Here is a 20,297-nt window from a genome sequence, read left to right on the forward strand (position 1 = left end):
TACGCGGTGTCGGTGCTGGCTCGACCACACCAACGGTTACTCGGAGGTATCGCCAGTACACCGGCCCCGTCCGTGACTTCGGCTCCGCCGTCGGTTCCGAGATCCAGCTGCTGGATTGCTTGCCAAAGGTTGCTTGATGCTGCTGTAGCAACAGCCTATCCGTATGTGCCGAACATGATGAAAGGGAATAGACAGAGTGGATACGTTGGTGCTCGGACGCGAAGATCTCCGCCGCATTCTCGATATCGTGGGGGCCGACGAGATCATGGATCGAGTCATAGATTGCCTTCGACGGCGACTCGCGGATTTGGGGCGCGGTGATTGTGTGAATTCGCCCGCCCGCACCGGATTCACGCTTATGGGAGACCAGCCCGGCGTCGTCGAGAACATGCCGCACTACGCACACGGTGACAGCCTCACGATAAAAACTATCGCATATAGCCCGCATAACGGCAGAAAATTCAATCTGCCAACCGTTCTCGGTGCGGTAACACGCTTCGAAGAGGAAAGCGGCATGCTTACGGCCATAGCAGACGCTACCTTGATCACAGCAATACGAACCGGCGCGGCCTCGTCTATTGCCAGTTCTCTGCTGGCAAACCGAGACTCCACCACTTTTGGAATTGTGGGCGCGGGAGCACAATCGGTTACTCAGCTGCATGCGCTGAGCCGCGTTTTCGATATACGCGAAGTTCTCGTATTCGATACGAAATCGACCATGGCCGAAAGCCTGCCGTCGCGTACGCCGTTCTTGGACGCGAACTTTGTGATGACCGATCCTGCGGAGATAGTGCGTCGTGCGGATGTGATCTGTACAGCAACATCTGTTCGGCCGCAAGACGGACCGGTGATACCGGACGTTCCTCATCGGCCCCATCTTCATATCAATGCAGTTGGCGCCGACGAAGTCGGCAAGATCGAAATTCCGTTGTCGCTGCTGCAGCGCGCATTTGTCTGTGTAGACCACCTCGAGCAAGCGCTGGCTCAAGGAGAGTCGCAGAAGCTCGGCCGACACGAGATCGGTGTCACGTTGGACGTGTTGTCAGCCAACCCGCACTATGCCGATCATTGCCATGACCAGCTGACCGTATTCGACTCGACAGGTTTCGCCTTCGAGGACCATCATGCGTTCGACGTATTTCTCGAACTGGCTCAGGAGTTGGGTCTCGGCGAAAAGTTGCCGATCATGCTGTGCCCGGTCGACGTCTGTAATCCGTACAGCTGAGATCGCGTAGCTCTCGGTGGTTTCGTCAGACCAGGCGGAACCCCAATTCGACAGGGACCGAGAGGTACGCGGTCCGGCCCGAGGCTGCTTGATTTTTTGCTGCTATAACCGGAAACCCCCTGGACTTCGGTCCAGGGGGTTTCCGGTCGGGCTGCTGTTACCCGTCGAGTTTCTTCAGGATGGCTTCTAGGAGCACGGTGTGCTCGTCCTGCCGTTCCTTGATCTGGTTCAGCTCTGTCTTGACCTGATTCAGCTCCGACTTGACCTGATTCAGTCCCCCTTCGACACGGTCGAGACGTCCATAGACGACGTTGAAGTGCTCATCGAGCGCGGCTGCGTGGCTATCGTGCTCGACCAGCTTCATCGTGTGCGACGCGACAATGGTTTCCAGGTGGGTCACCCGAACTTCCAGCGGCGTGTTGCTCATGGTGCGCGGTCCCCTTCTCTGTGTGCGTGCAGTCTACCGGCGATCAGGGCATGCGACGCGGTAGGCGCATGGCTTGAGATAGGCGCTGGTGAGGTGCCGCTAGATGTAGGGGAGAACCGCCACCGATGTCACCTGAACTATCGAATCGGCCGCTGCGGCGAAGTCTTGTGTGCGGTATCCGTGGAGATCTCTTGCGTATTGAGTTGAACTCAACTTATAGTTATTGCATGGGCACTACCGAGACCTCACGTGGCAGCGCCGCCCGCCGGAAATTACTGGAGGCGGCCGAACAGGAGCTGCGTGAGACGGGAGAGCTGGAGGTCGCGGCGGTGGCGCGGCGGGCAGGGGTCAGCGTCGGGCTTCCTTACCGGTACTTCGGCACCAGGACGGGTCTGCTGGTCGCGGTCCTCGACGCGTACTACGACCGGCTCGACGAGGCGGTGGCTGTGCGCCTCTACGACGAGCCGACCTGGGCGGGCCGGGAGCGACACCGCATCCGCGACTGGGTCGCGTTCCTCTACGCCGAGCCGTTGGCGGCGATCGTACTCGGAGGTCTGGTTGGCGACGGGGAACTGGCCGCGGCCAACACCACACGGCTCAACCTGCTCATCGAACTCGGCGCCCGCAATATCGCCCAAGCCCAACGGCACGGCGAACTCGCCTCGGGCCGCGACCCCGAATTCCTGGCCGCGGCGACCCTTGGCGGCACTCAAGCCGTGGTGTCGGTCGCGCTCGCCCGAACCCCACGTCCAGCACCACAGACGGTCATCGATGAGCTCTGGGCGGTTGTCTCCGGAGCAGTTGGTCTCCTCGATAAAGAAAGCAGCACGATATGAACTCCGATCATCTCGTCGATGGCATTCAGCCGATCGCCGATGTCAAAGAATTGAGCAACGATCTGGCGCGGCGGCACAGGCGGACCAGCAGTAGCGGCGCCACCGTCGATCCGGCCGTGGTAGACGCCGATATGGCCGCGATCGAACGCGACGGATACGTGATTCTGGAAAACCTGATCACACCGCAGGATTGCGAGCGGATTCGCGCTGCGGTCACCCCGCTGCTCGACCATACCGGTCGTAATACCTTCGAAGGCGCACGAACGCAACGTGTCTACAGTGTGCTCGACAAGACCCGCGAGTGCGACCGGCTTATCGACCACCCGCGAGTTCTCGCTCTGCTCGACCGGCTGTTCCTACCCAATTACCTGCTCTCCCAACTGCAGGTCATCAACATCCTCCCCGAGGAAACACCGCAGCTGCTGCACATGGACGACGGCTTCTACCCGATTCCCAGGCCCCGCCCGCCGCTGAGCGCTGCCACGATCTGGGCCATCGACCCGTTCACCGACACCAACGGCGCCACCGTCGTCCTGCCAGGCAGCCATCGCTGGGGCGAGGATCGCAACCCCCAGCCATCCGATGACCGTCTCATCGTGGAAATGTCACCGGGGTCGTGCGTGTTCTTCGTCGGCACCCTGTGGCACGGCGGCGGCGCCAACCGCTCGCCGGACCCCCGCTTGGCCCTGACCGCGCAATACTGCGAGCCCTGGCTGCGCACCCAGGAGGCATTCCTGCTGTCCACCAGCCTCGACACCGTCCGCGATGCCTCCGAAGACCTCCGGCGCATGCTCGGCTACAGTGTCCACCCGCCGTTCATCGGCTCGGTCGACGGTCTGCACCCCAAACGACTACTCGAGAAGAAGTAACGGTTGCCCTACTGCCTGGCCATGTGCATACGTAGCTCGCTGCCGGTGTCGGTGATCGAATCGCCGGACAGGTCGACGATCACGGTGTGCAGCGGCCCGGTGAAAGGGAATGGCGGTTCGTAGTCGGGTATCACCGCCGACCCCGGGTTGGCGCCGCAGGTCATACCACCGGGATTGAACGCTATCGGCGTGGTGAACGGGAAATCGGCTGTGCCGACCAGGTTCTGGTCGAGGTAGAGCCGGGCGCTTCCCGGTGTGCCTTTGCCCTGGAAGAAGTCGGGCTCGCCGGTGGGCTCGAATTCGAAGCGCAGCTCATGGCGGCCTTCGGGCAGGGGCTGTGTGGAAGAGACTCGGTGCGTGGCCCGCCGGACGTAGTTGTGGGCGTAGTGCAGTCGGCCGGCTGCGATATAGAAGGTCCAGCCACCGATATTGGTGCCCTGACACAGCAGCACGCCTTCGGCTCCGCCGGGCGGGATCTCGACATCGGCGGTGATGCTGTGTGGGCGGTTGAGCACCCGAGGTGCGACGGCGACGGGCAGGGTCTCGGTGCCGGGGCGGAGTGTGTAACGGGTCTGTTCTCTCGTGATCTGCGGGCGCTCCGCCATCATCCGTTGCAACGCGCTGCCGTCGATGGGCAGGACGTTGTACCTGCCCGCCTCCACGTACCACAGTGCGATCATTTCGGCGAGCTTGTCCCGGTGCTCGGCCGCGACGTCGTGGTTCTCGGCGAAATCCTCGGTGAGGTGGTAGAGCTCCCAATGCTCGGCATCGAGTGCGCCGAGATCCGCGGCGGTGAGGGGAGCACCGAAGGGCCTTTCCGCCTCACTGAACGAGGGCCCTGGCCATGGGCACACCGCGCGCCAACCGTCATGGTCGATCGCGCGGTGGCCGAGCATCTCGAAGTACTGTGTATGGCGCCGGGTCGGTGCCGCCGGATCGTCGAAAGTGTGCGCGAAACTGATTCCGTGCAGCGGGGACTGGGCTACTCCTCGGATACTGGCCGGGGAATCGATATCGAACGCGTCGAGCACGGTGGGGACGATGTCGATCAGATGGGCGTATTGAGTACGGACCTCGCCCCGCGCCTCGATACCCCTCGGCCAGTGGACCAGGAAGGGGTCGCTGACCCCGCCGCGGTAGGTCTCGCGCTTCCACCGTCGGAAAGGGGTGTTGCCTGCCCAGGTCCAGCCCCACGGGTAGTGATTGAACGTGGTCGGGCCGCCCAGCTCGTCGATCGCCCGGAGGCTGTCTTCGAGTGGTTCGGGGGCGTTGTTGAAGAACTGCAGTTCGTTCGTGGTCCCGGTGACCCCACCTTCGGGACTGGCGCCATTGTCGGAGACCAACATGATCATGGTGTTGTCGAATTCGCCGATCTGCCGGAGAAAGTCCAGTAGCCGACCGATGTGGTGGTCGGTATGGGAGAGGAACCCGGCATAAACCTCCATCATGCGCGCGGCGAGGCGGCGCGCGTCCGGTGACAACGAACCCCATTCCGGCACATCCGGGTCATGGCGGGACAGTTGCGCGTCGGGCGGGACGATGCCACGGGTCCGTTGCCGGTCGAAGGTGTATTCGCGGTAAGCCTCCCAGCCCTCGTCGAACCGGCCTCGATAGCGCTCCGGCCACTCCGGTGGCACATGGTGCGGGGCATGCGTCGCCCCGGTGCAGAAGTCCAAGAAGAACGGCTTGTCCGGAGCGACCTGTTTCGCGCTGGCGATGAAGGAGATCGCTTTGTCGACCAGATCCGCGGTCAGGTGGTAGCCCTCGTACGGTGTGGTGGGCGGCTCGATCTGGTGGTTGTCGTAGACCAGATCCGGATACCACTGGCTGGTATCACCGCCGAGGAAGCCATAGAACCGTTCGAAGCCACGGCCGAGCGGCCAGCGATCATAAGGCCCCGCGGCCGATTCCTGCTCCGCGGGCGTCAGATGCCATTTGCCGACCATATAGGTGTTGTATCCGTGCCGCAGCAGTATTTCGGAGAGGAATCCGTTCTCGAACGGGATATTTCCGTTGTAGCCCGGATACCCGGTGGCTATTTCCGTGATGCCCGCCATCGCGTTGGCGTGGTGATTGCGTCCGGTGATCAGGCAGGAACGCGAGGGGGAGCACAGTGCTGTCGTATGCATGTTGTTGTACAGCAGGCCGCCTGCCGCGAGCTCGTCGATACGCGGTGTGGCTATGGGACTGCCATAACAGCCGAGTTGCCCGAAACCGGTGTCGTCGAGCACGATGAACAGCAGGTTCGGCGCCCCCGGTACCGCACGCACCGGTTGCGGCCATGCCGGGGTCGAGACGTCGGTCGTCCGCCCGATGATGCCGGGGAATGCGGTTCCTTGCCGATACTCCTCGAGTGCCATCTGCTCGGTCCTCCGTCCTGCGGCCCGATGCGTACCGCACTGGGCGATATGTGGGTGCTCGCTCCTATCGGCCTTACTGTCCGGTCGGCGATGTTCGCGACCGTTTCGTCAGCGAGATGATCGAGTGCTGTGCGGTGCTCGAACTATTCGTTCCGAATCCTGATGAAATCCGCGCTGTCGGCGGGTCCGCTACAACGGCAAGGTCCGTCTCGATACCGCCGAGGAAGATAATGAGCGCCACGCGAGCGCCCCGGTGCTCTTCAGCCGTTCGCTACTGCGACGGCACAGGTCGAATGCTAGTCGACACATCGGGGACTGTCAGTGAATGAAGTACGCCATTCTCCGGCCGAGCCGAGGAGCCTCGCATCGAACCGGAGCACTGATATCGAGGTCGTGGCCATCCGCGCCGCCACAGTTGGTCAGCGGCGGCGCGGGTGGTGGACGCACCGTCCCAGCGGGACGGGCGATCGCGGTTCGACAGAGACAGGGTAGGTAAGGTCTGAAGAATCGTGGAGCAGGCTCCGCGAGGTTACCGCCGACCAGCTTCGCGCGGACCTGCCATTACCTATATCGAACGAATGAAGAGAGCTGATTGATGCCGACCTCTACCGCGCGTGCACAAATCGGGGTCACCGGCCTGGCCGTCATGGGCAGCAATATCGCCCGTAATTTCGCCAGGAACGGCTACACGGTGGCGTTGCACAACCGCAGCATCGCCAAGACCGACGCATTGCTCGAGGCATATGGCGGCGACGGCGACTTCGTGCGGACCGAAACCATCGAGGAGTTCGTCGCCGCGTTGGAGCAGCCGCGCCGGGTTCTGATCATGGTGAAGGCAGGCGACCCGACGGATGCCGTCATCGAGGAACTCGCCGCGGTGATGGAGCCGGGCGACATCATCATCGACGGTGGTAACGCCCTCTACACCGATACCATTCGGCGGGAGGCCGCGCTGCGGGAGCGTGGGCTGAATTTCGTCGGCGCCGGTATCTCCGGTGGTGAGGAAGGGGCGCTCAACGGCCCCGCGATCATGCCGGGCGGTCCCGCGGAATCCTATGAGTCGCTGGGGCCGCTGCTGGAGTCGATCTCGGCGAAAGTCGACGGAACGCCCTGCTGCACCCATATCGGCCCCGATGGTTCGGGGCACTTCGTCAAGATGGTGCACAACGGTATCGAATACGCCGACATGCAGCTGATCGGCGAGGCTTACCACCTGTTCCGGGACGCGCTCGGTTTCGACGCGAAGCAGATCGCCGACGTGTTCACCCAGTGGAATTCCGGGGACTTGGAAAGCTACCTCGTCGAGATCACGGCCGAAGTCCTCGAACAGGTCGACGCGAAAACCGGTCGCCCGCTTGTCGATGTCATCGTCGATGCCGCTGAGCAGAAGGGCACCGGACGCTGGACGGTGAAGTCGGCGCTCGACCTCGGGGTGCCGGTGACGGGCATCGCCGAAGCCGTTTTCGCGCGGGCCCTGTCGGGTTCTCGTGCACAGCGCAAAGCCGCGTCCGGTCTGGCTTCGGGCCGGTTGGCGCAGCAGCCCACCGATATCGAGCAGTTCACCGAGGACATCCGGCAGGCACTCTACGCATCGAAGGTCGTCGCATACGCCCAGGGTTTCGACCAGATCGCCGCGGGAAGCGCCGAATACGGCTGGAGCCTGCGTCCAGGGGACCTCGCTACGATCTGGCGCGGCGGATGCATCATCCGGGCCAGGTTCCTGAACCGGATCAAGGAAGCCTATGACGAGAACCCGGCGCTGCCGAGCTTGATTCTCGCACCGTACTTCCGTGAAGCGATCGAGACTGCTATCGATAGCTGGCGGCGTGTTGTCGCCACCGCGACCATGCTCGGCATTCCGGTGCCCGCGTTCGCCTCGTCCCTGTCGTATTACGATGCCCTGCGGGCCGAGCGTCTCCCGGCCGCGCTCACCCAGGCGCAACGCGATTTCTTCGGGGCGCACACCTACGAACGCATCGACGCCGAGGGCAAATTCCACACGCTCTGGAGCGGCGACCGCAGCGAAGTTTCCGCCGGCTGATCGGCGCAGGCCTTCGTCGCGCAGGGCGTGCTGATCACGCCGGGGATCGGCAACCTCTGGCGGCGGTTGTCGATACAAAAAGTGAGACGGCGGCCGCGTGATCCCTGGGAGGGAAGTGCGGCCGCCGTTGGAGTGGGTGTTGTTCTGTTCTTAACGGTTGGGTCCTACCGGATGTGGTGCCGAAGAAGACTCAGTTGGTTCGGTGGTCGTCCGGTAGGACCGGTGGTTGTTATACATAGGTGAAACTGGCGGGCAAGGAATCAGTGCCTCCCACGGTGGTGACGCCGACCGCAACGGCTCCTGCGGGGTGCGCGGGAGTCGTTGCGGTGATACTGCTGTCGGAGGTGACGATGAATGCCGCTGCGAGACCGCCGAAGGTGACCGAACTGGCGCCGGTGAAGCCGGTGCCGGAGATCACCACAGGGGTACCGCCTGCTGCAGGGCCGGCGGGCGGGGCGATCACGGCGATCACCGGTACCGGGACGTAGGTGTAGAGCGCCGGGATGCTGATGCCTCCTGCTGTGGTGACGGTGACCCCGACCACGCCGACCCCGGCAGGTGAGGTGGCGGTGATCTGGGTGTCGGAGTCGACGGTGAATCCGGCTGCGGGGGTGATGCCGAAGGTGACCGCGGTGGCGCCGGTGAAGCCGCTGCCGGTGATGATCACGGCGGTCCCACCCCCTTCCGGGCCCGAGATCGGGCTGAGCCCGAGGACGGTCGGAAGCGCGAGATAGGTGTAGAGCGCCGGGAGACTGATGCCTCCTACTGTGGTGACGGTGACCCCGACCGTGCCAACCCCGGCGGGGACAGTGGCGGTGATAAGGATGTCGGAGACGACGGTGAATGCTGCTGCCGGCGTGAGACCGAAGGTGATCGCGGTGGCGCCGGTGAAGCCGGTGCCACCGATCGCCACGACATTGCCGCCTGCTTCTGGTCCGCTGGGCGGGAGGATGGTGGCGATGACCGGTACCGGGATGTAGGTGTATACGACTGGGCCGCTGGTTCCTCCTGGGGTGGTGACGGTGACCCCGACCGCGCCCACTCCTGGGGGTGCGGTGGCGGTGATCTGGGTGGCGGAGTCGACGGTGAATCCGGCGGCGGGGGTGGCGCCGAAGGTGACGGCGGTGGCGCCGGTGAAGCCGGTGCCGGTGATGATCACCACGGTGCCGCCTGCTTCTGGTCCGCTGATCGGGAAGAGGGTGGTGATGGCGGGGACGGCGAGGTAGGTGTAGAGGGCAGGGCCGCCGGTGCCTCCTGGGGTGGTGACGGTGACCCCGACCAGGCCGACTCCTGGGGGTGCGGTGACGGTGATCTGGGTGGGGGAGTCGACGATGAATGCTGCGGGGGTGGCGCCGAAGGTGACGGCGGTGGCGCCGGTGAAGCCGCTGCCGAGGATCACCACGGCGTTGCCGCCTGCCTCTGGTCCGACCGCGGGGAGGAGGGTGGTGATGGTGGGGGCGGCGAGGTAGGTGTAGAGGGCGGCGCCGCTGGTTCCTCCTGGGGTGGTGACGGTGACCCCGACCGCGCCGGGTCCGCCTGCGGGGGCGATGGCGGTGATCTGAGTGGCGGAGTCGACGGTGAATCCGGCGGCGGGGGTGGCGCCGAAGGTGACGGCGGTGGCGCCGGTGAAGCCGGTGCCGGTGATGATCACGGCGTTGCCGCCGGTGGCCGGGCCGGTGGCGGGGCTGAGGGCGAGGATGGTCGGTACTGCGATGTAGGTGTAGCCGAGCGCGTTGCTGGTGCCCGCGGCGGTGGTGACGGTGACTGCGACGGTCCCGGCCCCGGCGGGGGCGATGGCGGTGATCTGGGTGGCGGAGTTGACGGTGAACGAGGTCGCGGGGGTGGCGCCGAAGGTGACGGCGGTGGTGCCGGTGAGGTTGGTACCGGTGAGTACGACGACGGTGCCGCCCGTGGCGGGGCCGGAGGTGGGTACGATCGCGGTCAGGGTCGGCAGTGGGGGTGCGCCGTAGGTGTAGGCGACGCCGTTGCTGACGCCGCCGGCGTTGACCACGGTGACTTGCACGGTGCCGGATCCTGGTGGGGCCAGGGCGGTGATCTGGGTGGGGTTGTCAAGGGTGAAGGTGGTCGCGGTGCCACCGAAGTACACCGAGGTGGGGCCGGTGAACCCGGTACCGGTGATGATGACGGAGTTCCCGCCGGAGGGTGGTCCGAAGGTCGGGAAGATGGCGGTGATGGTAGGCATACCATTACCCCTTCGAGTGCTGTGTGGTGATGGGTACGGTTCACCGGGGGGTGCCCGACGTGTGTTGTTGGCCCGGCTCCTCCATTAACGCCCCCGTAACCGTTGCCGGGCAAGGGATCTCATAGTCTGTTTTTGTCCGTTTTCAGATTGTTGTCTCGAGGTGATGACACGTTGCGCTCCCGGCACTGCGTGTTGTCTTGTGGCGAAGTGATTTCAGCTGGTGTCGGTGAGCAGTCGCGGATCCGCGCATCATCCAGCGAATCGAACGACTACGGTGCAGAGCATCGGAAAGACACACAGCCGCAGCAGTCACCGGGACTGCTATAAGGTTGAGTGACTTCGATTGGTCAAATACATTGCTGCACAATGGATTATATTCCAGTGTGTTCGGAGGGCGGCACTCGGCGCAGCCACGGCGGTATCGCTGAGAGGGACAACCGTGTCTCGGCCGATGCTCCGACGGGCTCTTGTCGCGGACACCTGTGCCGAGCGGAGGGCAGATCACGTTGCTCAGCGCAGGACGCCCAGTCGTCCGGCCTGCAGATCGGTGAGCGCGTCGCAATGCTGCTGGTTCATCATCGGACCAGGAAGCGTGTCGAGCCGACAGAATCGCAGGTCGATGGTTTCCGGATCATGCGCCGAGAGCGCCCCGCCGATGATGCTGCAACGTAAGAATGTCGTGATGGGCTGGGCGATGTCCCCATTCGGATAAGTGTGCCAGTAGCGGCTGTAGATGCCTTGTACCGCATCGACTTCGATATCGAATCCGGTCTCCTCGATGACCTCCCGGCGCACCGCGTCCTCGATGGATTCGCCGAGTTCGACGGCCCCGCCAGGGAAACACCACATCGTGTCGTCACCGCGACATTGCAACAGCACCCGCCCCGCATCGAGGATGCAGGCAGCGGCGAAAGTAAGCTGGATGGGTTGGTGTCCCACTCGTTCCCGGACCCAGCGCACATAATCGCTCATGGCTCCTCGCATCCCACATGTATCGGTTCCGAACCGGTCATGGTCACGATTCTGCGTGGAGGCCGGCGGTGTTGGCTATGGCTGCGCCGATTTCAGCTCTGCCAGTACCGCTTCGATCGTCTGTGGCACTGCGGCCGCAACCTGAGCGGACAGGCCCACACCGTAATCGAAGCAGGATGCTTCTACCGAGAAGACGACAAGTTTGTCCGGGATACGGCCCAGTGCGCATCCCAGCGACCATGCGTCCGGGATGCCGGAGGCGTGTGTGCTCGTGGCGGAACTGTGGGTGAGTAGCTCGATGTCATTGCGTCGAACCCGACCTGGCGTAGACGGTTCGCAGAGCGCGGCGTCGATCACGACAGCGAGAGAGGCGTCGGACCAGTTGTCGATGAGACCGGTTGGCTCACCATCGGATATGGTGACGAAAACATCTGGCAAACAATATTTTTCGATACACAGTGCTATGAATGGGCCGATTCCGTCGTCGTGGCGGTACTCGTTGCCGACGCCGATGACAACTGCCCGTGCTCCGGTCATCGATGCACTCTGTCGATGGACAGGAAGTGGGTCGCGCAGGAGATACACGGATCGTAGTTGCGGATGACGCGTTCACACAGTGTGGTGAGCGCGGCGTCGTCCAGTTCGAGGTTGTTCGAGGCCACCGAACGCAGATCGTCTTCGATCGCGGCCTGGTTCTGGGAGGTCGGTGGAACGATCGTGGCCGAGCGCACGAGGCCGTCGTCATCGATGGCATAGCGATGGTAGAGCAGACCGCGTGGCGCTTCGCTCACGCCGTGGCCGGTCGCATTGCGTGGCTCGGTGGGAACCGCGGCCCTGGCGGGGCGTTGGTAGTCGGCGATGAGTGTAAGCGACTGCTCGATGGCGTAGACGACTTCCACCGCCCGCACCAGGATGCTGCGGAACGGGTTGCGGCATTCGGTGCCGAGCCCGATCTCGGCCGCGACCTGCCGGGCGAACGGTGACAGTTGCTGGTAGTTCAGTGTGTATCGGGCCAGTGGTCCGGTCAGGTAGCGTTCGCCGTCGAGTGTCGCGTGCAGGGCGGTCGAATGCGGTACCTGCTGCTCGACCACGTGGTGGGGGAATTCGGCCGCGGGAAAACGTAGCCCGGTGCTGGTGTGCACATCACCAGTCGTGATGGCGTATCGGTCCGATTCGGTCGCGGCAAGGAAAGCGTAGTCGAGTTCCAGATCGGGGAAGTCGAAGCCTGCTGCCCATCGGGCGGTCTGTACCGCGTCATCCAAGGCCCGGCGCAGTAGTTCGGTGACCGGCCCGAAGTCGGTGGGTTCTGGGACGGAGTAGAAGCCGCCGACGCGGATATTGATCGGATGGATCGCTCTGCCGCCGATGAGCTCGAAAAGCGTATTGCCCGCCTTCTTCACCGCCAAGCCCTGTTCGACGCGCTCGCGGTGGTCGGCGGCGAGCGCTATCGCGTCGGGGTAGCCGAGGAAGTCGGGAATGTGCAGCAGATATATGTGCAGACAGTGGCTGGAGATCCATTCAGCGCAGTACAGCAGCCGTCGCAGCTCGGCCAGTGGCTGATCCAACGTTATGCCACAGGCCTGTTCGAGTGCGTTACACGCGCTGGTCTGGTAGGCCACCGGACAGATACCGCAGATACGGGAGGTGATATCAGGTGGTTCGGTATAGCCGCGACCACGCAGGAAGGCCTCGAAGAAGCGCGGTGGCTCATAGATGTTGAGTTCCGCGCGTTCGACCCTGCCCTCCGCGACGACAATGCGCAGCGCGCCCTCACCCTCCACACGAGCCAGTGCCTCGACCCGTAATTGTCTGTGCCGACTCATCGTGGCCGCTCCGTGAAGTCCGGTTCCGCCGCGGCATAGGTCGCGAAAACGCGGTCGATATCACCGGTAGACATGCCGTTGACCCGAAGAATGGGTAGCAGTGCACCGATATTGGGGTTCGCCATCGGGCCGAAGCATCCATAGCAACCACGGTGGTATGCCGGGCACAGGGCGCCGCAGCCCGCCTGGGTGACCGGGCCGAGGCACGGAATTCCCTCGGCGACAGTCACGCAGGTGGTGCCGCGGCGCTTGCATTCGGTGCAGACGCTGGTGTTCGGGATATCAGGAGAACGGCCCGCCAAGAGCGCGCCAAGAGTGTCGAGTAGCTGATGGCGGTCGATCGGGCAGCCCCGCAATTCGAAATCCACCGGCACATGCGCCGAGATCGGGGTGGACGTGGCCAGCGTGGTGATGTGCTGCGGACTGGCATACACCATCGAGGTGAACTCGGTGATATCGGCGAAATTGCGCAACGCTTGGATACCACCGTGGGTGGCGCATGCCCCGATCACCACCAGAATCCGGGATTGCTCGCGGATATCGAGAATCCGGCGCTGATCATCCGGTGTGGTGATCGAACCCTCTACCAGCGATATGTCATACGGTCCTGGTTCGGTCGCGCTGGAAGCTTCCGTGAAATGCGCGATGCGCACCCGGCCCGCGAGGGGGAGCAGCTCGTCCTCGCAGTCGAGCAAGGTGAGCTGACAGCCGTCGCAGGAGGTGAACTTCCACACCGCGAGTGTCGGTATCGCTGTCACAGTTCCGGCACCCCCAGAAGTGGTTCGGCCACCGAGTAGTCGACAACCGGACCGTCGCGGCAGAGCAACAGTGGTCCGAGCTGGCAGTGCCCGCAGCGTGCGACACCACACTGCATAGTGCGTTCCAGCGATACTCGGATGTCGGTATCCGGAATTCCCTTGCTTTCCAGCGTATGCGCGCAGAATCGCATCATCGGTTCCGGACCGCAGAGAAATGCCGTTGTGCGGCCGGGGTCCAGTCGTATCTGGGCCAGCGGCTCGGTGACGAAGCCGACCCGGCCGGTCCATTCCGGGGCCGGATGGTCGACAGTCTGCCGGAATTCGATCGAATCGGCTGTCTGCCACTGCTCTTGGTCGTGGCGGAAAAGGATATCCGCGGGCGTGCGGGCTCCGGTGATCACGATCATCCGGCGGTAGCTTTCTCTGGCCGCGAGCGCGCCGAGCACCACCGGCCGTAGCGGTGCCAGCCCGACACCACCGCCGACGATGACCAGATCGTTTCCGGCCGCGGAGGCCAGATCCCACCCGGTGCCGAAAGGCCCGCGCACGCCGATGACACCGCCGATGCCGGTATTGTGCAGCGCGCCGCTGACCGCACCGACCGCCCTGATCGTGTGCTCCAGCAGATCGGTGCGAGCCGCGGGGTTACCACTGATCGATATCGCGATCTCGCCCACACCGAAGCTGTAGAGCATCATGAACTGCCCGGCAAGGAACCGCGGTGCCGCAACGCGTATCGGTTCGAGCAGCAGTGTCACCGTATCGCGGGTTTGTACCGTGCGGCCAGCGACCCGGTAGGGCAACATCGTATCGCCGGGTGACATCGCGTGTTCCGGTGCCGCGACACTCATTCTTCACCTCGCCCAGCCGTGATACGGGGTACATGTTTCGGCGGGGTTGCGATAGAGATCGAGCAACCTGGCCCTGGTGGCCTGCAACCGTTCCAGCATCGCTTCGAACAGCATCCGGGTCAGCGCATGGCCGAATCGAGGGTCCGAGTCCGCGAATTCGGTGAGTGTCGCCGAATCGAACTCGATGGCGTCCACCGGTTCGGCGGTCACCGCTCCGAAATGCCATCGGTAGGGCGGCACCAGCCAGGACCAGCCGAGCAGATCGCCGTCACCCAAGGTTTGCACGACTACCTCGCCCTGTCCCGGCACCTGAGCCTGCAGCAGGATCCGGCCGCGCCGGATCAGCCAACACCGTTCCGCGGGCTGGTTTTCCGCTATCACGCGATGTCCGGCGGGGAACGACACATCACGACCGGCCCGCGCCAGGATGCTCAGCTCGTCCCTACCGAGAGCGGCCAGACAAGCGAACCCGGCCAGTTCGTCAACCGTTGGCATCGGTGGCTTCCTCGGCCAGTTCGGCGAGCCGGGTCACCTCCGCGGTCAGGTCGATCCCGGCGGGGCACCAAGCGATACACCTCCCGCATCCGACGCATCCCGAGCTACCGAATTGATCGTGCCAGGTGCCGAGCTTGTGGCTCAGCCATTGCCGGTACCTGCTCTCTCCGGAATGCCGCACAGTACCGCCGTGCATATAGGAGAAGTCCATTTCGAAGCATGAGGCCCACCGCTGCCAGCGCTCGGCGTGATCACCGGTGAGGTCGGTGACGTCTTCTGTGCTGGTGCAGAAACAGGTGGGGCACACCATGGTGCAGTTGGCGCAGGTGAGGCAGCGGCTCGCGACATCCTGCCAGTGCTGCGACTGCCTCGAGTCGTGGACCAGGGCGCGGATATCGACATCGGGCATCGCACGGCCCATCCGGCCAGCCGCCGCGGACACTGCTGCGCCTGCCTGAGCGACCTCGGCCGGTTCGGCCGGACGAGCGGCGAGTTCGGCGAGAATACTCGCGCCCTCCTCGCTGCCTGCCTCGACCAGGAATTGCTGCCGCGCCTCCACGGTGCGCTCGGTGAGGGCGAGGTCGTATCCGGTGGATACTCCTGGTCCGGTGCCCATGGATGCGCAGAAGCAGACACCGCCCGGCTCGGTGCAGTTCACCGCGACGACGAAAAGGTCTTTCTTGCGGGCGGTGAACGAGGGATCGGGATATGTTCCACCACCGAGCACGCGCCCGAGGATCGCGATCGAAGCGAGATCACAGCCGCGGACACCGAGAAACGCGGAGCGGACCGGCGCATCCGCAACGGGTTCCTCGACCAGATCCGGTCCGACTGTCAGGACCTTGCGGCGTGGTGGATGCAGAAACTGTTTCCACGATCCTGGTCCGGCCGAATGCGCGAACACCGACTCATCATCGCGGCGATGCAGCCGATACCGGCCCGGCGCGGTCTCCACACCCCACCCATCGGGTAGCTGCGCGCCCGAATCCAGTTCGTCCAGGACGATCGCGCCGTTGCGCACCTGCGGGCCGATCACTCGGTACCCATGCGCACGCAGTACATCCACCAGACGATTCAGAGCAGCGCGGTCGATCACCGCGGTGTCGCCAGGAGTCATCGAGGCCTCTGTTCGGTCGGGGTGGATCCGTCCGTTGTCGAGTGTGGTCGAACAGCGGCTACCCCGGCGAGGGACGAAGGTCCCCGATCCCTATGGCGGATGCCATGAGGACTCTGCGGATGACATGACGCCCCCGAGTCGATCGGTTGACGCATTGAACCGCTACCGCCGGGTACCGTCCAGCGCGGTGTCCCCATGCGCGACGAGGAGCTAGAGGAGGCGTCAGAGGATGTGTCCAGCCGTCGACCGTCGTGGCTTTCTTCGTGGCATGAGCGCCGCCGCCACCGCAGCCGCAATGTCGTGGCCGGGAAGCCGTGCCGGTGGGCAACCGTTATGGCCTGACGGTATCGAAAGCCCGCTGATCTTCCATTCCCCCGAGATCGAGCCGTTCGTCGATGAACTACCGCGGTTACCGTTCCTGCGTGGCGATCGACTGGACCTGGCGGCCACCACGACGACACACCGATTCCACCGGGATCTCGCCGATTCACCGGCGCTCGGCTATGGCGGGATGAGCTACCTCGGGCCCACTATCGAGCGCCGCGTCGACGAACCCCTGCATCTCCAGTTCCGGAATCGAGTGGCCACCCACCCCTTCGCCGCGGACATCGATACCACGTTGTATGGCGTCGACCAGAGTTTCCGGACGATACCGCCGACCGTATTACACCTGCACGGTGGCGTCACTCCGCCGGACAGCGATGGAAATCCCCTGCATCTGGTGTTTCCCGGGCAGAGCGCCCGGCATCATTATCCGTTGCGCCAGGACGCGGGGAACCTGTGGTACCACGATCACGCCATGGGGATCACCCGGCTGAACGTGTACGCCGGGCTCGCGGGCATGGTGCTGCTGCGTGACGAGTTCGATACCGGTGAGCCTGGCAACCCTCTCGGGCTGCCCACCGGTGAATTCGAAATGCCCTTGGTACTGCAGGAGAAGGTTTTCACTCAGGAAGGGATGCAGAGCGCCAGGATCATCAGGGTGATTCCGCAAGGATCGTGGGAGGGCGGCGGCGGTGGCGATGTCGGAGTGGTCAACGGTATAGCGTGGCCGCGGCTGGACGTCGCACGGGGGCTCTACCGCTTCCGGGTCCTCAACGCGGCCTCGTTCAGCTCATTGAATCTCTTCTTCAGCAATCGCATGCGGTTCTGGGCGATCGGCAACGACCAGGGGTTGCTCGACGCCCCGGTCGTGACGGAGAGCCTGATGCTCGGACCAGGGGAACGCGTCGATCTGCTGGTCGATTTCTCCGGTCTGGCACCGGGGGAGACGGTCGAGTTGCGTAACGATCTGCCTCCGCCCTTGCAGGCGTCCACGCTCGGCATAGTCACCATGCCGTTGTTCTGTCGTTTCCGCGCCGACAGCCGCCGAGGGTTCACCGGGAGCGTTCCGCGCCGATTACGTGGCGCTCCCGGTCTGCCTCCGGCCTTGCCCCCGCTGGAGACGCCGACCGTATTCCGGAATCTGACGTTGAGCCAACCTCTCGAGTTACGCATCCCGCCTGCGATCATGGCACTGAACAACCTGACTTTCGATGATCCCGATATCGAGATGCCGCGCCAAGGCACCGTCGAGCAGTGGAACTTCATCAACGTCACTTCCGAACCGCATCCCATTCATCTGCACTTGGTCTCTTTCCGCACCATGGGACGCACTCCACTACGGACCGTCGCGTATCGGCTGGCCAATCGACAACCACCCTTGGGGGTGAAGTGGACGCCGTCGGCGGAGGCATTCCTGGGTGGGGCGCAATCTCCGCCCGCCGCATGGGAATCCGGGTGGAAGGACACCGTGCAGGTCAAGGGAGGCACGGTCACCAGGATCATCGTTCGCTTCCCGACCGAGGAAGAACTGGGCTTCGACCCCGACGCCCCCTTCTCTCGACTGCCCAGCTCGGCGCCGCTCGATACCCTGGCTCCGGCCCAGACTTCGGCGAACTCCGGCGATCTGCAGGGCTATGTCTGGCACTGCCACATCCTCGATCACGAAGACAACGAAATGATGTTGCGGTACCGGACTGTGCGCTGAGGAACAGAAGCATGTGAGACACAGTTCCGGGGCAGCCTGTCTTCCACCGGCGGCCCCGGAACTGCGATTCACCCTCATCGGATGTGTTTTCAGGCAGTCGGCGTGAGAACGTGCTCGGGTTCGTTGGGCTCGTTCCGGTGACCTTCCAGGTCCACAGTGGGCAGTATCCGATCGAGTGGCCGCGGTAGCCACCACGCGTGGCGGCCGAGTAGCTCGAGGATCGCGGGAACGAGAGTCAAGCGGATGACGAAGGCGTCAACCAACACACCGGTCGCCAAGGCGAATGCCATCGGTTTGATCATCGCGTCATCGGTGGGGATGAACGAGGCGAACACCACAACCATGATTGTGGCGGCGGCGGTGACCACCCGAGCGTTGTGTCGCGTTCCGTCGATGATGGCCGCCGATGACTTATGCGTACGGTTCCATTCCTCCTTGATGCCGGAGACGAGGAAGACCTCGTAGTCCATCGCCAGGCCGAAGAGCACACCGACCAGGATGATCGGCAGGAAGCTGACCACAGGCCCGACTCGCGAGACACCGAAGAGGTCAGCACCCCAGCCCCATTGGAAGACGGCGACAGTCATACCAAGTGATGCGGCGATCGAAAGCAGGAAGCTGACGGTGGCCTTCACCGGGACGGCGATCGAGCGGAACACGACGATCAACAGCAGCAGGCTGAGGCCGACGACGATCATCAAGAACGGCAGTAGGGAGTCGGCCAGCCGTTCGGAGACATCGATGTTGACCGCGGTGTTGCCGGTGACCGTCACCGTGGTGCCGTTGCGCGCCGGGTAATCCCGGACGGTATCCCGGATGGTGTTCACCAGATCGGCGGTCTGCTCGTCTTGTGGGCCTGTCGAAGGCACGATCATGACAACCGATTGATCAGGGGTTCCTGTGGCCTGTGGTGGGGCGACGAACGCGACATTCGGCAGGTCGCGGACCGTGGTGGCGACACTGCCGGCCGCACTGGTTCCTGTGCCGGCCGGTCCGTCGACCAGCAGCACCAGTGGGCCGTTGAAGCCGGGACCGAACTTCTCGCTGATTGTGTCGTAGGCCTGCCGTTTGCCGCTGTCCGCCGCGGCGGAACCGTTATCGGGCAGGGCCATTCGCAGCGATGCGGCGGGAACGGCCAGCACGGCCATGGCCCCGACAACCACGAGAGTTGTCACCAGCGGTCGCGCTGTCACCATACGAGCCCAGCGGCCACCCATCGTGGTGCTCTCGACCGCATCACCGGTGGCACGCTGATGCGAGCGTGATCCGGGGCGAGGGGTCAACCGAGCCCCAGCGAAACCGGCGAGCGCGGGAAGGAAGGTAACAGCGACAGCGACAGCGACGAAAACCGACATCGCCGCGGCGAGGCCCATCACGGTCAGGTACGGGATTCCGATCACGCTCATGGCCGCCAGCGCGATGATCACGGTCATGCCCGCGAACACCACCGCACCGCCTGCGGTGACATTGGCAGCGACCGCGGATTCGTGTGGTGCCATCCCTTTGGCGAGTTGCGCACGATGTCGCGAGAGGATGAACAGCGAATAGTCGATACCGACGGCCAAGCCGAGCATCAAGGCCAGGGTCATCGCGGTGGAGGAGACCGTAACCACAGAGGTCGCGGTCAGCAGACCGGCGAGCGCGACAGCGACACCGAACAGCGCGGACAGCAGCGGCATACCCGCCGCCAGCAGCGAGCCGAAAGTGATGATCAGCACCAGCACAGCGACACCGAGGCCGATGAGCTCCATGATGCTCGGTTCCAGTTGGCTGACGTTATAGACGGTTCCGCCGACCGCCACCTGCAGACCGGATTCCTGCGCGGACTGCGCCGCCGCATCGATGGCATCGCGTGCCGCTTGCTTCACCTCGGACTGGCTACCGGGGAAATTGACCACGCCCACCGCGGTCCGCTTATCCGCGGAAATGGTGCCTGCCTGCTCCGGAGTGGTGATTCCGGTGGCCTGCGGCGCCTGCGAAGCTTTGTCCAGGGTGCGCTGGATCGCGGCGCGATAGCCGGGCTCGGTGATGTCGCGTCCGGGTGGGGCGGTGAAAACGATCTGCGCTGTAGCGCCAGCAAGACCGGGAGCCGTCTCGGTCAGCGTATCGAGCGCCTGCTGCGATTCGGCGCCTGGGACCGTGAAACGCTCGTCCAGCTCCTGGCCGAACATGGCAACGCCGCCGATCAGGAGGGCAAGGACAACCCCCCAGATGGCGACAACCGCTCGGCGATATCGGAAAGCGAGATCGCCGAGCCGTTCCAGCGCACCTCTCATAGTCATGTCCTCTCG

16 protein-coding genes are annotated in these 20,297 nt (G+C 64.0%); 5 read left to right on the plus strand and 11 right to left on the minus strand.

Translation table 11 applies throughout. The features are described 5' to 3' along the window. The first annotated feature begins 196 nt into the window (after nt 1–196). Nucleotides 197–1,225 carry an ornithine cyclodeaminase family protein gene (locus ACL02S_RS01315; protein WP_412800378.1) on the plus strand — a complete coding sequence of 343 codons (1,029 nt, stop codon included), beginning with the start codon at nt 197–199 and terminating at the stop codon, nt 1,223–1,225. 157 nt (nt 1,226–1,382) lie between these two features. Here ACL02S_RS01315 and ACL02S_RS01320 read toward each other — a convergent pair whose 3' ends face one another. After that, nucleotides 1,383–1,652, minus strand: coding sequence for a hypothetical protein (locus tag ACL02S_RS01320; protein WP_412800379.1), 270 nt, complete (start codon nt 1,650–1,652; stop codon nt 1,383–1,385). Between the two features lie 227 nt (nt 1,653–1,879). On the opposite strand from ACL02S_RS01320, the gene ACL02S_RS01325 reads away from it, so the two are divergent. Continuing rightward, on the plus strand, nt 1,880–2,488 hold the full coding sequence (locus ACL02S_RS01325; protein WP_412800380.1) for a TetR/AcrR family transcriptional regulator: 609 nt from the start codon (nt 1,880–1,882) through the stop codon (nt 2,486–2,488). Beyond that, the gene (locus ACL02S_RS01330; RefSeq protein WP_412800381.1) at nt 2,485–3,357 is read left to right on the plus strand and encodes a phytanoyl-CoA dioxygenase family protein; all 873 of its coding nucleotides are present in this window, start codon (nt 2,485–2,487) and stop codon (nt 3,355–3,357) included. Before ACL02S_RS01325 ends, ACL02S_RS01330 begins: the two co-directional genes overlap by 4 nt. 8 nt (nt 3,358–3,365) lie before the next feature. Here the strand turns inward: ACL02S_RS01330 and ACL02S_RS01335 are convergent, their stop codons facing one another. Continuing rightward, a complete protein-coding gene (locus tag ACL02S_RS01335; protein WP_412800382.1) occupies nt 3,366–5,717 on the minus strand; it encodes an arylsulfatase in 2,352 nt (783 codons plus the stop codon). A gap of 595 nt (nt 5,718–6,312) precedes the next feature. Between ACL02S_RS01335 and gnd the strand changes: the two genes are divergently transcribed. After that, complete coding sequence (gene gnd, locus ACL02S_RS01340) at nt 6,313–7,758, plus strand: NADP-dependent phosphogluconate dehydrogenase (protein ID WP_412800383.1); 1,446 nt, start codon at nt 6,313–6,315, stop codon at nt 7,756–7,758. Nucleotides 7,759–7,987: 229 nt separating this feature from the next. Here gnd and ACL02S_RS01345 read toward each other — a convergent pair whose 3' ends face one another. From ACL02S_RS01345 to ACL02S_RS01380, 8 genes are all read right to left on the minus strand, one after another. After that, nucleotides 7,988–9,961 (minus strand): beta strand repeat-containing protein, encoded by a 1,974-nt coding sequence (locus tag ACL02S_RS01345; RefSeq protein WP_412800384.1) that lies wholly within the window; start codon nt 9,959–9,961, stop codon nt 7,988–7,990. Between the two features lie 510 nt (nt 9,962–10,471). Then, nucleotides 10,472–10,933 carry an NUDIX domain-containing protein gene (locus ACL02S_RS01350; protein WP_412800385.1) on the minus strand — a complete coding sequence of 154 codons (462 nt, stop codon included), beginning with the start codon at nt 10,931–10,933 and terminating at the stop codon, nt 10,472–10,474. A 75-nt stretch (nt 10,934–11,008) separates the two neighbouring features. After that, a complete protein-coding gene (locus ACL02S_RS01355; RefSeq protein WP_412800386.1) occupies nt 11,009–11,470 on the minus strand; it encodes a hydrogenase maturation protease in 462 nt (153 codons plus the stop codon). Continuing rightward, nucleotides 11,467–12,756 (minus strand): Ni/Fe hydrogenase subunit alpha, encoded by a 1,290-nt coding sequence (locus tag ACL02S_RS01360; protein WP_412800387.1) that lies wholly within the window; start codon nt 12,754–12,756, stop codon nt 11,467–11,469. The genes ACL02S_RS01355 and ACL02S_RS01360 overlap by 4 nt, the downstream gene beginning before the upstream one ends. Further along, nucleotides 12,753–13,514: an NADH-quinone oxidoreductase subunit B family protein gene (locus ACL02S_RS01365; RefSeq protein WP_412800388.1), complete on the minus strand. Its 762-nt coding sequence runs from the start codon at nt 13,512–13,514 to the stop codon at nt 12,753–12,755. Before ACL02S_RS01365 ends, ACL02S_RS01360 begins: the two co-directional genes overlap by 4 nt. Then, nucleotides 13,511–14,365: an FAD/NAD(P)-binding protein gene (locus ACL02S_RS01370; RefSeq protein WP_412800389.1), complete on the minus strand. Its 855-nt coding sequence runs from the start codon at nt 14,363–14,365 to the stop codon at nt 13,511–13,513. The genes ACL02S_RS01365 and ACL02S_RS01370 overlap by 4 nt, the downstream gene beginning before the upstream one ends. 3 nt (nt 14,366–14,368) lie before the next feature. Continuing rightward, nucleotides 14,369–14,860 carry a Crp/Fnr family transcriptional regulator gene (locus ACL02S_RS01375; RefSeq protein WP_412800390.1) on the minus strand — a complete coding sequence of 164 codons (492 nt, stop codon included), beginning with the start codon at nt 14,858–14,860 and terminating at the stop codon, nt 14,369–14,371. Continuing rightward, nucleotides 14,847–15,977 carry a 4Fe-4S dicluster domain-containing protein gene (locus ACL02S_RS01380; protein WP_412800391.1) on the minus strand — a complete coding sequence of 377 codons (1,131 nt, stop codon included), beginning with the start codon at nt 15,975–15,977 and terminating at the stop codon, nt 14,847–14,849. The genes ACL02S_RS01375 and ACL02S_RS01380 overlap by 14 nt, the downstream gene beginning before the upstream one ends. Nucleotides 15,978–16,245: 268 nt before the next feature. Between ACL02S_RS01380 and ACL02S_RS01385 the strand changes: the two genes are divergently transcribed. Continuing rightward, the gene (locus ACL02S_RS01385) at nt 16,246–18,006 is read left to right on the plus strand and encodes a multicopper oxidase family protein (RefSeq protein ID WP_412800392.1); all 1,761 of its coding nucleotides are present in this window, start codon (nt 16,246–16,248) and stop codon (nt 18,004–18,006) included. Nucleotides 18,007–18,095: 89 nt separating this feature from the next. Here the strand turns inward: ACL02S_RS01385 and ACL02S_RS01390 are convergent, their stop codons facing one another. Beyond that, nucleotides 18,096–20,288 carry an MMPL family transporter gene (locus tag ACL02S_RS01390; protein ID WP_412800393.1) on the minus strand — a complete coding sequence of 731 codons (2,193 nt, stop codon included), beginning with the start codon at nt 20,286–20,288 and terminating at the stop codon, nt 18,096–18,098. Nucleotides 20,289–20,297: the final 9 nt, after the last annotated feature.

It is taken from the genome of Nocardia spongicola (assembly GCF_047200775.1).
GTDB lineage: Bacteria > Actinomycetota > Actinomycetes > Mycobacteriales > Mycobacteriaceae > Nocardia.

Coding starts and splice junctions, on each gene's coding strand:
- ACL02S_RS01360 (WP_412800387.1), bottom strand. CDS start 12,756: ATGAGTCGGCACAGACAATTACGGGTCGAGGCACTGGCTCGTGTGGAG.
- ACL02S_RS01350 (WP_412800385.1), bottom strand. CDS start 10,933: ATGAGCGATTATGTGCGCTGGGTCCGGGAACGAGTGGGACACCAACCC.
- ACL02S_RS01385 (WP_412800392.1), top strand. CDS start 16,246: ATGAGCGCCGCCGCCACCGCAGCCGCAATGTCGTGGCCGGGAAGCCGT.
- gnd (WP_412800383.1), top strand. CDS start 6,313: ATGCCGACCTCTACCGCGCGTGCACAAATCGGGGTCACCGGCCTGGCC.
- ACL02S_RS01390 (WP_412800393.1), bottom strand. CDS start 20,288: ATGACTATGAGAGGTGCGCTGGAACGGCTCGGCGATCTCGCTTTCCGA.
- ACL02S_RS01320 (WP_412800379.1), bottom strand. CDS start 1,652: ATGAGCAACACGCCGCTGGAAGTTCGGGTGACCCACCTGGAAACCATT.
- ACL02S_RS01355 (WP_412800386.1), bottom strand. CDS start 11,470: ATGACCGGAGCACGGGCAGTTGTCATCGGCGTCGGCAACGAGTACCGC.
- ACL02S_RS01375 (WP_412800390.1), bottom strand. CDS start 14,860: ATGCCAACGGTTGACGAACTGGCCGGGTTCGCTTGTCTGGCCGCTCTC.
- ACL02S_RS01380 (WP_412800391.1), bottom strand. CDS start 15,977: ATGACTCCTGGCGACACCGCGGTGATCGACCGCGCTGCTCTGAATCGT.
- ACL02S_RS01345 (WP_412800384.1), bottom strand. CDS start 9,961: ATGCCTACCATCACCGCCATCTTCCCGACCTTCGGACCACCCTCCGGC.
- ACL02S_RS01370 (WP_412800389.1), bottom strand. CDS start 14,365: ATGAGTGTCGCGGCACCGGAACACGCGATGTCACCCGGCGATACGATG.
- ACL02S_RS01330 (WP_412800381.1), top strand. CDS start 2,485: ATGAACTCCGATCATCTCGTCGATGGCATTCAGCCGATCGCCGATGTC.
- ACL02S_RS01335 (WP_412800382.1), bottom strand. CDS start 5,717: ATGGCACTCGAGGAGTATCGGCAAGGAACCGCATTCCCCGGCATCATC.
- ACL02S_RS01325 (WP_412800380.1), top strand. CDS start 1,880: ATGGGCACTACCGAGACCTCACGTGGCAGCGCCGCCCGCCGGAAATTA.